Here is a 13255-nt window from a genome sequence, read left to right as displayed (position 1 = left end):
CGCCCGCGGACCCCGCCGAGGAAGGTGCTCCCCCCGTCATGACCGTCGAGCTGATCCGCCCACCGCAGGCGGAGGACCACGGCACCGCGACCCGACCGGTGCTCGCCGACACGGCGCTGCTGCGCGTCAACCCGCTGCCCGGCCGCCGGCTCGGCTCCCCCGTGCTGGGCGTGGCCCTGCGGGCGCTCGCCGCCGCGGAACGCACCCGGCACCAGGTCGCCGAACGGGCCTGCGACGAGCTGTACGAGCTGGCCGGCGGCCCCGCGGGCCCGGAGCGCCACCGCGCGCTGCACCTGCGCCGCGACATCCACAACCACCGCGACCCGGCGCCCGCGCTGCTGCCCGGCCCGTGGCCGGAGGCCGTCACTGCCTGGCTCGACGCCCAGCAGCGCAGCCTGCTGGCCCGCACCGCGCTCACCAGCGGGCACGAGGAACTGCTGGCGCACGAGCGGACCGTCCTCGCCGAACTGTGCGCGGCCGAGCCCTTCCAGCTCTCACTGGCCCTCAACTCGCCCCAGGTGCTGGACGCGGTCCGGCGCTACCGGGCGGGCGCCGCCGCGCCCTCGGCCCGGCTGCGCAAGTCCGAGCGCGGCATCCTGCAGCACCTCACCCGGGCGATGGTCCGCACCAGCCCGCTGTCCCGGTTCACCGCCGTGGGCTTCGCGCACTGGTCCGAGGACGGCACGCCGCTGGACGCCGTCGGCTTCGACCGGAAGGCCGCCCGCCCGTACGTCTCGGTCGACCGGTCGCTGTTCTCCACCGTGGTCGACGGCATCGCCGAACGCCCCTGGGCGGAGGGCCCGCGGACCTCGCTGCCGCCGGTGGTGGCCCGCAACCGCACCCTGCAGCCGAACGACTTCGAGGTCCGCTTCGTCCGCCGGGTCCGGGACGCCGCCACCGTGGCCAGCACCCCGCTGACCCGCCCGCTGTCGGTGCTGCTGGCGCTCACCGGCCTCGGGCCGATCCGCACCGCCGTCCTGGTCCGGGAGCTGGAACGGACCCTGGAGCTGTCCCGCCAGGGTGCCGTGCGGTTCGTCGCCGGCGCGCTGGAGGCGCAGCTGCTGCACACCGGGCCCGCCCTCGACGAACAGCTCGCCGACCCGCTGCCGGCCGCCCGCGCGGTGCTGTCCGAGCGCTCCCCGGAGGCGGTCCGGGTGCTGGACTCGGTCTCCCGGAACCTGGCCGAGGTGGCCGGCGGCGGCGTCGCCGCCCGCCGGTCCGCGCTGGCCCGGCTGCGCGAGGACGAGGCCGGGCTGAACGCGCTGTCCTGGCGGCCCGCCCAACTGCACGTCAACGAGGACCTGGTGCTGCCCCCGGCCCCGGTCTCCGCCCGCGGGTACGAGCAGGCCCTGGACGACCTCGCCGAGGTGACCGGCTTCCTCGCCCTGTTCGACCGGCACCACGAGGTCCGGGCCCTGCTCGGCACCGCCTTCACCGACCGCTTCGGCCCCGGCGGCGAGGCCGACCTGCTCGCCGCCGCCCCCGACCTGGTCGCCATGGTCTACCGCCGGGAGACCGCGCTGACCGCCGGCAACGCCGCCGAGTTCGGCCCCGCCGACGGCTCGCTGCGCGAACTGCTCGACCTGCGCGCCGAGGCGCTCGCCCACGTCACCGCGGCCGTCGAGGCCGCCGGGGACGACCCGGAGGCCCCCCTCGACCCGGCGGTGCTCGGCGCGTTCGGCCGCCGCCTGCCCGACTTCTTCCGCGACCCGGCGGCCTCGTACGCGCTGCTGGTCCAGCCCGCCGACGGCCGGCTGGTGCTGAACGACTGCTACGGCGGCCGGGGCCTGCTCGGCAGCCGCTTCCTCGGCCCCGACCGGGACCTCGGCGGCGACGCGGCCGAGCGGACCGCCGCCCGGACGCTCCGCCAGCTCGGCGGCTCCGGCAGCGCCGTCCTGGAGGACCACGGCCTGCACGGCTCCAACATCAACCACCACCTCGGGCTGCTCCCCGACACCATCACCCCGGAGGACTGGGCCGGGGTCCGGATCGCCCACGACCCGGCGACCGACCGGCTGGTGCTGCGCGACCGCGACGGGCGGCCGATCACCCCGGTGTCCTGCGGGATGAAGTGGTCGGAGCTGCTGCCCGAACCGCTGCGGATCGCCACCTGGCTGTCCGGCAGCGGCCGGGTCACCCTGGACCCGCTCGCCGCCGCGCTCGCCCGGCGGCCGCAGCCGGCCGACGGCCCGCCCGCCACCCTGCGGCTGCCCCGGCTGACCGTCGGCCGGGTCGTCCTGCAGCGCCGCCGCTGGTACACCGGCGCGGACTTCCCGGAGGCCGCGGAGAGCCGCACCGAGGCCGAGCACCTGATCGCCCTGACCAGCTGGCGGGCCGCCCACGACGTGCCCGAGGAGGTCGTCGCGAAGACCCCGCTGGGCGGCCTGCCGTCCCGGCACGGGGCCGAGGGCGTCAGCGCCTACGTGAAGGCCCGGCGCCGGGACAAGCCGCAGTACCTCGACCTGGGCAGCGCCCTGATGGCCCGCGCCCTGCCCCGCCTGCTGGACCGGCGCGGCCGCGGCTACCTGGAGGAGGCGCTGCCCGGCGTCCGGGCCGCCCGGCACGCCCTGGAGTGGGCGGTGGAGTTCGACTTCCCGGCCGCCGACGTCCGACCGCTGTCCGCCGCGCCCACCGCTCCGTCCGCCGAGGAGGCCGTCCGATGACCCGGGCCACCGCCACCGCCGCCGCCCCCGGGGCCGCCCGCCCGGCGCCGACCCCGCGCGACCCCGCGGCCCGGGTGAAGCTCCGCCCCGGCACCCACCTGGCCCCCGTCGCCCGGGGCGTGCACGTCTCGCACGTGCGGCGCTCGTTCGTGCTCGCCGGGCCGCCCGCGCTGTTCGCGCTGATCGACGGCCACCTCGGGCGGCTGACCGACGGCGCCTCGGTCGACGACCTGGTGGCGGCCGGCGGCGCGGAGTCCGCCCGGCCGGTCCTCGACCACGTGGTGCGCACCCTGCTCGGCCAGGGCGTCCTGCTGGACCTCGCGGCCCTGACCGTCCCCGAGCCGGACCCGGCCACCGCCGCCCGGTACGCCGACGTGCTGGCCCACCTGGAGGACCACAGCGACGACCCGTACGCGCTCTTCGAGCGGCTGCGCACCGCCGTCGTCGCGATCAGCGGCTCCGGCCCGGCGGTGCCCGCCCTGGTCCGCGGCCTCGCCGCCCACGGCGTGGAACGGGTCGGGGAGCACGCCCCCGCCGGGGCCCGCCCCGACCTGACCGTGCTGGTCCTGGACGGCGACCCGGCCCCGGACGCCGACCGACCCGCCGAGGGCCCGGTGGTCCCGCTGCTCACCCTGGACGGCCTCGCGCTGGTCGGGCCGGGCGCGCCGGGCCCGGTCCCGGGGCTGCCCGCGGCGGCCGCCCGGGCCCGCGCCTGGGCCGCGCTGGAGCCCGAGACGGCGGCTCCCCCGGTGATGGGCGCCGTCCTGGCGGGCGCGCTCGCCGCCCGGGCCTGCTTCGAGGCGCTGACCGGGCTGGGCGCCCCGCTCCCCGACAGCGCCGACGAGCCCGACCCGATGGCCGACCGGGTGACCGGCCTGGCCGCCGCGGCCGACCGCGCCGCCGACGGCGCGCCGCAGCAGCTCACCCTGGTCCACGGCCGGGCCCTGGAGTCCCGCCGCATCCCCGTCCCCCGGCTGCACACCGCCGCCGACGCGGCCCGCTGGGACGCCCCCGATCCGGTGGAGCTGCTGACCGGCCCCGGTGCCGACACCGGCTCCGCCTCCGGTTCCGGCGACCCGGACGGTCTGGCGGTGGTCCGCACCGCCGCCGCCCTGACCGCCCGCTGGACCGGCCCGGCCCGGCTCGAACGGGACCTCGACCTGCCGCAGATCCCGGTGGCGACCGCCACCGCGCGCTTCCTCGACAGCGGCAGCGGCTACCTCGGCTGGGGCCCCACCCGGGCGGTGGCCGGGGTCGAGGCCCTGCTCACCGGGCTGCGCGACCCCGCGACCCTGGCCGCGCTGGCCCGCGGCTCCGCGCTGCCGCCGGCCGGGCCGGCGGCGGTGGTCGGCGCCGGCGCCACCGACCGCCTCTGGCTGCTGGACGGCCTGCTCCGGCTGCTCGCCCCCGCCCTGGACGACCCGGCCGCCCCGGCCGACCCGGCCGCCGGGACCGGGCTCGACTGGGCGGACGCGACCCACCCGGACGTGCAGGCGCTCTGGGGGGCGCTGCTCGACCACTTCGACCTCCCGGTGGCGCTGCGGACCGAGCCGATGCCGGAACTCGGCGGCCTGGTCGCGACCGCCGTCCTGACCACCGACGGAACCGTGCTGGGCCGCCAGTGGGGCCCCGGCACCCAGTCGGCGGCCCGCGCCGCCCTGCTGGAAGCCTGCGCCCGGGTGCAGACCGGGTCGTTCCGCGACCCCGCGCGGGCCGCCGAAACCGGCAGCTGGGTGCTGCAGACCCTGGCCGAACCCCGGCTGGCGGCGCTGGCCGGGCAGGCCGCCGCGCTGCTGGCCCGGCCGGACCGCCGTCTCCGGGCGCACCGGCTGCTCGGCGACGGCGTGCTCGACCGGCTCCCGCTGGTCTGCGGCACCGTGGAGTGGCGATGACCGCGCCCACCGCACCCGTGCCCACCGCACCCGCCCCGGGGCCGCCGTCCGCGGCGCCCTCCTCGACCGTCCCCGCCCGCACGCTGCTCGGCCCGGGCGCGCCCGCCGGCTGGGACTGGGACGGCTGGGCGGCCCACCCCGGCGTCGGCGTGCTCGCCGTCAGCGGGCGGTGGGACGAGGCGTGGGAGGCCGAGGCCCTCGCCGGGGCGCGGCGGGACGGGGTCGGGCTGCTGTCGGTCCGGGTCACCGGCGACGCCGTGATGCTCGGCCCGCTCCGGCCCCCGGCCGACCCCGACGGGACGCCCGCCGCCTGCGCGGGCTGCGTGGTCACCCGGCTGTCGCACCGGCACCGCCCGGAGGGCGACGCCGCTATGGTCGAGTTCGCGGCCGCCGCGGCCGCGGGCACCCCGGCGGCGGCGCCCGCCGCGGACCTCCCCGCGGCCGGGCCGCGCCGGTCCTCCCCGTGGCTGTCCCAGGCGGTCGCCGCGTACGGGCAGGCGATCGCGGAGTCGCCGCTCGGCCCGGGCGACCTGGTGGTGCTGCGCGGCGACGGCACGGTGCGGCGCCACCGGGTCCGCCGGACCCACCGGTGCCCCGTCTGCGGAACCCCGCGGGCGGCGGCCGCGGACCCGGACTCCCCGCCCCCGACCCCGCCCCGGCACCCGCGCCCCGCGGCCGGGCCGGTCCCCACCCGGGCCGGCGCCCCGTACGGCCTGGACCCGGACCGGATGCGGCGGGCCCTCGCCGACCCGCGGTTCGGCCCGGCGGTCCGGACCGTCCGGGACTCGCAGGTGCCGTTCGCGATGGCCGAGGTGCGGCTGCTCGGCGGCGCCCCCGCCGGGCACGGCCGGGCCCGGACCTACCGGGAGGCCGAGGCGATCGCCTACCTGGAGGCGTACGAGCGGATGGGCGGCTACCCGAACGCCGCGCCGCTGGTCACCGGGCGGACCCCGGCCGAGCTGGGCGACCGGGCGCTCGACCCGGCCCGGCTCGGCAGCTACGACGCCGAGCAGCTCGCGCACCCGCTGAGCCGGGTCCGGCCGTGGACCCGGGACACCCCCATGGACTGGGTCTGGGGACACCGGCTGCACGACGGGGAGCCGCTGCTCGTCCCCGCCGACGCCGGGTTCTACCAGTACCGCTACCCGCCGCGCGAGCCCGGCGACCGCCGGCTGAACCACGTCCTGGAGTCGTCCAGCGGCTGCGCGCTGGGCTCCTCGGTGGAGGAGGCGGCGCTCCAGTCGCTGCTCGAACTCGCCGAGCGGGACGCCTTCCTGATCGGCTGGCACCGGCAGCGCCCGCTGCCGGTGATCGACCCGGCGACGGTCACCGACCCGGAGAGCCGACTGCTGCTGCGGATGGCCGCGGCCCGCGGCTTCGAGGTGCGCCTGCTGGCCGCGAGCGCCGACATCCCGGTGCCGGTGGTGTGGGCGCTCGCGGTCCGGCCGGACCGCGCGCTGCCTGCGGCGTTCAGCACGGCCGGCTGCCACCCCGACCCGGAGACCGCGGTCCGGTCCGCGCTCTGGGAGCTGTCCCAGCTCACCGAGAACGGGCTGACCTGGGACCCGGCGGCGGTCGACCCGATGGTGGAAGACCCTTGGCTGGTCACGGAGTTGATGGACCATCCGCACCGGAACGCGGACCCGCGGCTGCTGCCCCGGGTCGAGCGGGTGCTGGGCGGGCCGGAGCTGGCGCTGGGCGAGGCGTTCCCCGGCTGGCCGGAGGTCTACGTGCGCGCCGCCGGCGGGTACGTGGACCGCGGGCTGGAGTTCGTGGCGGAGCTGTACCGCCGGGCCGGACTGACCGAGATCGTGCTGGTCGACCAGTCCACGCCGGAGCACACCGACGCCGGCCTGGCCGTGGTCAAGGCCGTCGTGCCGGGCATCGTGCCGATGTGCTTCGGGCAGGTCCACCAGCGCTTCGGCGGCCTGCGGCGGCTGCGGCGGGAACTGCCCGACCCGGACGGCCCGCTCGACCCGCACCCCTTCCCCTGACCCTTCCGGCCCGCCGGGCCGCCGGCCTCCCGCCGGACTCCCGCAAGCCGAACTCCCATGACAGGAAGCGACGTTGACCGACATCGGCGTGCGCCGTTTCGCCTACCGCCAGGGCCCGGGCAAGGGCCTGTTCGGCGGGGCGATCGACATCGACGACTCCGTACCGACCACCGCCGCCCTGCCGCCGACCGCGGCCCGGGGCGCGACCGGGCGGCCGCTGCCGCACGGCACCGCGGACCTGCTGCGGGCCGCCCCGTACCCGCACGGCCGGATCGGGGCCGCCGCCGGGGACCGGACCGGCCACGTCCTGCTGACCGCCTTCGGGCTGCAGCGCCGGGAGCCGTCCAACCGGTTCAACGACCACCGGGTGGTCGCCTCGGTGCGCAGCAAGTTCCCGGTGCACGCCTTCACCGTCTCCGCCGCCGGGGCCGGCTACCTGGATCTCTACCGGCACGCCGTGGTCGACCTGGCGCTGCCCGCCGCCGAGGTGCCCGCCCCGCTCGGCGACCTGGACGTGGTGCTCGCCGCCCGCTACACCGACCTGCCGACCCCGTACGGGCAGCTGCGCTGCGCGCTGGGCGGACTGGAGACCGGCATCAACGTCCGCAGCCTGCTGGTCGCCGCCCAGCTGGCCGGCGTCCCGGCCCGGCTGTCGCTGGACGGGGAGGACGCGGCGGCCTGCGCCCGGATGATCCGGGCCGCCGGGCCCGGCCGGTGGTCCGCGCCGGTCCGGGTCGCGCTGTCCGACCCGGCGGTCCCGGGCGGCGGCGCGCCGCTGCCCGGCGGGGCCGCCGCCGGGTTCGAGGCGCTGGACGGGCTGCTGGACGCCGAGTCCGGGCACCCCTCGCTGGACGAGGCCGCGCTGATCGACGCGCACCGCTTCGCGGCCCGGTACCCGACGGCCGCGCCCGCGCCCGGCATCCCCGACGCCACGGCCGCCGCCGCGCCGCCCGGCACCGGGTGGGACGAGGTGTTCTGGAACAGGTCCGCGGGACGGGTGCCGAACCGGCTGTCGGGCTTCTCCGGCCGCCCGGTGCGGCTGCCCGAGGCCGCCGCGACGGAGTTCCTGGCCTGGTCCCGGGTACCGGCCCCGAGCCCCGAACTCGCCGAGATCGGCCGCCGGGTGCGGCTGCTGGTCGCCCTGCAGGACGTCGGCGACCGGGCCACCGGCTACTACGAGGCCACCCCGGACGGGCTGCGGCCGGTCCGCGAGGACCCGACGGTGATGACCTCGCTGCAGGCCGCGTTCGGCTACCCGATCTCCCCGGGGACGGACTGCGGGCTGCGCCACGCCTCGATGGTGTGGACGTACGCGGTCGACGTGGCCGCGCTGATCGACGACCTCGGCCCGGCGGCCTGGCCGCTGCTGCAGATCTGGTGCGGCTGGACGGCGCACGGGCTCGAACTGGCCGCCGCCGCGCTCGGGCTCTACGCCCGGCCGGCCCGCTCCTACGACGAGTTCCGGGTGCAGCGGCTCGCCGACCTCCCCCGCCGGACGGTGCCGGTGTTCATGACGGTGTGCGGCCGCTCCCGGTTCGCCGAACCGATGCTGGACCTGCGGACATGACCGCCGACGCGCACACCGCCCCGGGCACCGCCCCGTCGGCCGACCCGTCGGCCGACCCGCCGTCCGGCCCGACGGCGGGCTGGCAGAGCTGGCACCTGCACCTGGGCGCGTTCGGCACCGACGTCACCGACCTCGCGCTGGCCCGGGCGGTCGCCCCCGTGGTGGCCCGGCACACCGCGGGCCCCGACGGCGGACGGCCCTGGTTCTTCCTCCGTTACTGGCAGGGCGGCCCGCACCTGCGGCTGCGCATCCACGGCCCGGACGAGGACGAGGCCCGCGAGATCGGGCTGCTGCTGGCCCGGGGGGTGGCCGAGGCGGACGCCGCGACCCCCGCCGAACGCCGCCTGACGGACCGTCAGTACGCCGACGCCGTCGGCGGGTTGGCCCGCACCGGTGAGGGCGTCGGTCCGCTCGACCCGGGGGCGCTGCGGCCGCCCGGCGTGGTCCGGGCCCGGTACGAGCCGGAGACCGAGCGCTACGGCGGGCCCGACCGGCTCGCCCTGAGCGAGCGGCTCTTCCACCTGTCCAGCCGGGTCGCGCTCGGCGCCTGCCTGACCCCGCGCAGCCCGCAGCAGGTCTTCGGCCAGAACCTGGCGGCGACCGCGGTCGCCGCGTCCGCCCTCCCCGAGACCGAGGTCCGGTCCTTCCTGGAGTCGGTCCGGGACGGCTGGTCCTCCTGGGCGGACGCCTACGCGAAGGGCGCCGGCCCGGCCCGGCCGCCCGGCCCCGCCGCGGGCAGCACGGGCGGCGCGAGCGGCACCGGCAACGCGGGCAGCAAGGGCAGCACCGGCAGCACGGACGGCGACGACCGGTTGGACGCGTTGGCGGACCGACTCCGCTCCGCCGCACCGGAGCTGCTCCGGCTGATCCGCGAACCGGGCGAACCGTGGAGCGGCTGGGCCGACCCGCTGCGCTCCGCCGTGCCGGTCTGGAGCACCGCGCCGGGGGGCCGCCCGCGGGCGCACGGCATCCTCGGCTCGCACCTGCACATGACGGCCAACCGCCTCGGCGGGTCCGCCGGCCAGGAAGGCCGGACGGCCGCGCTGCTGCTCCGGCTGGTGGGCGCCGAACTGCCCTGAGCGGTCCGCCGGGCCGGGGCCGCGGCCCGGCCCGGCGGACCGCTCAGACCGCCTGGCGGGCCGGGATGACGCCCCGTCCGGCGGCGACCGCCCCGGCCTGGAACCTGCTGACCGCGCCCAGCTCCAGCAGGATCTCGGCGACGTGGCGGCGGCAGGTCCGCAGCGAGACGCCGAGCTTGCGGGCGATCACCGCGTCCTTCGCCCCCTCGGCCAGCAGCTCCAGGATGCGCTGCTTGAACTCGTCCTCGGCCACGACGCCCAGGTCGCCCGGGTCGCCGCCGGGCTCCACGCTCAGCGCCCCGTCCCAGACCGTGCCGAACAGCCCGCGGATCATCCGGACGCTGACCGGCTCCTTCACCACCGCGAGCAGCGGCTCCCCGGCGAAGGACCCCATCGGGATGAGCACGGTGTGCTGACCCGCGATCAGGAGATCGTGCGGTAACCGCCGTTCGATCCGGACCGCGACCCGGCCTGGCTCCAGCTCCTCGATCCAGGGCGCGGCCTCCGCGACCTTGCAACTGCCGTCGACCAGCGCCCGCAGCCGGTCCCCGCGCCCGGGTCCGGCGAGCACCCGGCGGACCAGCCCCGGGAGCGGTGAGGCCGCCCAGTCGCCGGCCCCCATCCACAGCAACTCGCCCGGGACGTCGGCCGGTTGGCGGATCAGGTCCGCGGCCCCCGCCAGGTCCACCAGGGTCGAGCCCGGCACCGGAGTGCCGGAGCGCTGCCAGTCGAAGGAGATCCCCGTCATGCCGCCTCCGTGAAGGGCCGACAGCAGGGAGACCACCGCCCACCTCAGAGCGGGCAGTTCTCTCCGGTCGGCGCCTTGTCAGCACCTGTCGGCCCGGTGTGGTGAGCCGGGCCCAGCAGGGAATCTAGGACGCCCGGTGACCGACCGGCCATCCGGGCTCCTACTGAAAGCCCTTACGTAGAAGCACGCTTCCGCATAGTGTCTGTCCTGTTCCGGCCCTCGTCCGCCGGCCGACAGCGCGACCCCTCCGGACCTCCGGGGCGACGTGGAAAAGAGGAAGCCCGGGGATGCCGCACCATTCGGCGCAGCCGACCCCGCCCACGGCGCTGATCGGGCGGAACGCCGAACTCCGGCGCTGGGACGAGCTGTTGGACGCCCTCCCGGACGGCGGCGGCTTCGTCGAGGTGGCGGGCGAGCCCGGCATCGGCAAGACCCGGCTGCTCGCGGAGTTCGTCTCGCACGCCGCCCGGCGCGGCATCCGGGTGCGGTCCGGCCGGGCGACCGAGTTCGAGTCCGCGCTGCCGTTCCAGGTGTACCGGGACGCCCTGGGCAGCCGGCTGGACGCGGCCCTCGGAGAACTCGCGGCACCGCCGGACACGGCGGCCCCCGCCCCGCAGGTCGTTCCCGCCCCGCAGGTCGTTCCCGCGCCGCAGGTCGTTCCCGTCCCGCCCGCGGGCACCGGGCCGGAGCCCGACGCCGACCGGTTCCGGGCCCACCGGGCCGTCGGCCGGCTGCTGCGGCGGATGGCCGAGGACGAGCCCACCGTCCTGGTGCTGGACGACCTGCACTGGGCCGACCCCCGGTCGGTGGAGCTCACCGACCACCTGATCCGGCACCACGTCCCGGGCCCGCTGCTGCTGGTGGCCGCCCACCGGCCCCGCCAGCTGCCGCCCCGGCTGCTCGGCGCGCTCGCCAACGGCACCCCGGGCACCGCGATCCACCGCCTGCCGCTGCGCCCGCTGCCCGCCGAGGACTGCGCCGACCTGCTGGCCCTGGTCAACCCGCGGGCGAACGCCCGCGACCTGCACCTGCGCTCCGGCGGGAACCCGCTGCTCCTGCTGGCCCTGTCGCACACCGACCAGCGGCCGGAGACCGGGCTGCCGGACGCCGACGACGGGTCCGAGCAGCCGGCCGCCCTGCTGCTCGGCGAGATGGCCGGGCTCGGACCGGACGCCGCCCTGCTGACCGCCGCGGCGGCCGTCCTCGGCGACGGGTTCTCGATGGACTCGCTGCAGGCGGTCTCCGAGCTGCCGCTCGACCGGGTGCTCGCCGCGGCCGCCGACCTGGCCCGCCGCGACCTGCTGCGGTCCGTCCCGCGCACCGCCCTGTTCAGCCTCCGCCACCCGCTGCTCGGCCGCACCGTCCGGGACCGCACCGACCCGGTGTGGCGGCTCGGGGCGCACCGCCGGGCACTGGCCGAACTCACCTCCCGCGGGGCCCCGTTGGCGGACCGGGCCGCCCACCTGGAGCGTTCGCTGAGCGGCCCCGACCAGGAGGCCGCGGACACCCTGGAGCAGGCGGCCCTGGACGTCCTGCACACCCGCCCGCAGGCCGCCGCCCGCTGGCTGGAGGCCGCCCTGCGGGCCCTGCCCGAGCAACCGGGCACCGGGCAGCGGCGGTTACGGTTATTACTGCTGTGCAGCCAGGCCCTGAACTCCTCGGGCCGGCTGGCGGAGAGCCGCACCCTGGTGCAGGAGGTGCTGCGGAAGGCGCAGGGGCCCGGGCTCGCCGGGGTCCGGGCCGAGGCGACCACCGTCCGCGCCCGGACCGAACGGATGCTGGGCCACTACGCCGAGGCCACCGCGGTGCTGGAGAGCGAACTCGCCGGGCTCACCGGGACGGCCTCCGCGGAGGCCGTCGAGCTGGTCCGGGAGTACGGCGCGACCAGCATCCTGCGCGGCGACTACACGGCCGCCGCGCCCGCGGTCGAGTCGGCGCTCGCCATGACCCGGGACCTCGACGACCCCACCGGCGAGGCCGCGGTGCTCGCGCTCAGCGGCCTCGGGCAGGCCCACCTCGGCAACACCCGACGGGCCGTACACGAACTCGCCCGCAGCGCGGCCCGGATCGACGCCCTCTCCGACGCCCAGCTGGTCGCCTCCCCGGAGTGCCTGGCCCAACTCGGCTGGGGCGAGCTGCTGACCGAGCGCTACCCCGACGCCCGACGCCACCTCGAACGCGGCCTCGACCTGCGGCGGCGGAGCGGACAGCGGCACCTGATCCCGCACCTGCTGCTCGGCCGCGGCTTCCTCCAGCTCTGGACCGACAACGCGGTGCAGGCCGCCCGGAGCGCCGAAGAGGCCTCCGAGACCGCCCGCGAACTGGAGAACAAGGACCTGCTGGGGCTCTCGCTCGCCCTGGAGGCGAGCTGCGCCATCTGGACCACCGGCTCGGCGGGGACCGAGCGGGCGGTGGAACTCGCCGCCCGCGCCGTCCGGACCGGCCCCTACCCCTCCACCTGGTGGCACTGCGTCGCCGCCGGCATCCTCGCCCAGGCGCTGCTGATGACGGGTCAGCACTCCCGCTGCCGCCGGGTCCTGCTCGAAGCGGGCGGCGGCCCCGAACTCCCCCTGGTCCAGGCCGGGCACCGCCCCTCCTCGTACGCCCTGCTGTCCGCGGCGGCACTCCGCTCCGGCGACCACCCGGCCGCCCAGCGCTGGGCCACCCAGGCCGCCCGGGCCGCCCGCGAGGTCGCCCTCCCCGCCCAGTACGCCTACGCGGAACGGGCCCAGGCCGCGGTGCTCGCCGCCGCGGCCGACACCGCCCGGGCCGCCCGGCTCTTCGACTCCGCCGCCGACCGCTTCCGGGCCAGCGGCATGAAGATCCAGTGGGCCTGGACGCTGGCCCTCGGCGCCCCCGTGCACGCCGCCGACGGGGACCGCGAGCGCGCCGGGACCTGGCTCCGCGAAGCCGGCGAACTCGCCGACGAGACCGGCGCCGTCCTCCTCCGGGAACACGTCGACACCGCCGCCCGCCCCCGCACCGAGGCCCCCGGCCCCGTCCTCCCCGCCCTGACCCCGCGGGAGCACCAGATCATCGACATCCTGACCACCGGCGCCCGCACCAAGGAGATCGCCGACGCCCTCTTCCTCAGCCCCCGCACCGTCGAGACCCACCTCGCCCGGATCTACCGCAAACTCGGCGTCACCTCCCGCCTCGCCCTGATGGCCGCCCTCACCCCGCTCCCCCGCCCCACCCCGGACCCCGACCGCCCCTGACCGGCCCCGACCCCGGGCACACGAAAAAGCCCCAGGTCATCGACCTGGGGCTTTGCAGTGGAGCGGGTGACGAGAATCGAACTCGCGCTCTAAG

General features: G+C 78.2%; 7 protein-coding genes. 6 read left to right on the top strand and 1 reads right to left on the bottom strand.

Translation table 11 applies throughout. The features are described 5' to 3' along the window. Positions 1-38: 38 nt before the first annotated feature. From ACIQBJ_RS10785 to ACIQBJ_RS10765, 5 genes are all read left to right on the top strand, one after another. On the top strand, positions 39-2663 hold the full coding sequence (locus ACIQBJ_RS10785; protein ID WP_400706992.1) for a lantibiotic dehydratase: 2625 nt from the start codon (positions 39-41) through the stop codon (positions 2661-2663). Continuing rightward, positions 2660-4555 (top strand): hypothetical protein, encoded by a 1896-nt coding sequence (locus ACIQBJ_RS10780; RefSeq protein ID WP_400706989.1) that lies wholly within the window; start codon positions 2660-2662, stop codon positions 4553-4555. The genes ACIQBJ_RS10785 and ACIQBJ_RS10780 overlap by 4 nt, the downstream gene beginning before the upstream one ends. Continuing rightward, positions 4552-6549 carry a YcaO-like family protein gene (locus tag ACIQBJ_RS10775; RefSeq protein ID WP_400706986.1) on the top strand — a complete coding sequence of 666 codons (1998 nt, stop codon included), beginning with the start codon at positions 4552-4554 and terminating at the stop codon, positions 6547-6549. The genes ACIQBJ_RS10780 and ACIQBJ_RS10775 overlap by 4 nt, the downstream gene beginning before the upstream one ends. 73 nt (positions 6550-6622) lie before the next feature. Further along, the gene (locus ACIQBJ_RS10770; RefSeq protein WP_400706983.1) at positions 6623-8116 is read left to right on the top strand and encodes a hypothetical protein; all 1494 of its coding nucleotides are present in this window, start codon (positions 6623-6625) and stop codon (positions 8114-8116) included. Beyond that, positions 8113-9195, top strand: a complete 1083-nt coding sequence (locus ACIQBJ_RS10765) for a lantibiotic dehydratase C-terminal domain-containing protein (protein ID WP_400706980.1) — start codon at positions 8113-8115, stop codon at positions 9193-9195. The genes ACIQBJ_RS10770 and ACIQBJ_RS10765 overlap by 4 nt, the downstream gene beginning before the upstream one ends. A gap of 43 nt (positions 9196-9238) precedes the next feature. Here ACIQBJ_RS10765 and ACIQBJ_RS10760 read toward each other — a convergent pair whose 3' ends face one another. After that, positions 9239-9943, bottom strand: a complete 705-nt coding sequence (locus tag ACIQBJ_RS10760; RefSeq protein WP_400706977.1) for a response regulator transcription factor — start codon at positions 9941-9943, stop codon at positions 9239-9241. A gap of 287 nt (positions 9944-10230) precedes the next feature. On the opposite strand from ACIQBJ_RS10760, the gene ACIQBJ_RS10755 reads away from it, so the two are divergent. Beyond that, positions 10231-13161: an ATP-binding protein gene (locus tag ACIQBJ_RS10755; protein ID WP_400706974.1), complete on the top strand. Its 2931-nt coding sequence runs from the start codon at positions 10231-10233 to the stop codon at positions 13159-13161. Positions 13162-13255 lie beyond the last annotated feature (94 nt).

It is taken from the genome of Kitasatospora sp. NPDC088391, assembly GCF_044753345.1.
Lineage (GTDB): Bacteria > Actinomycetota > Actinomycetes > Streptomycetales > Streptomycetaceae > Kitasatospora.
This window is presented reverse-complemented; position numbering and strand designations above follow the sequence as displayed.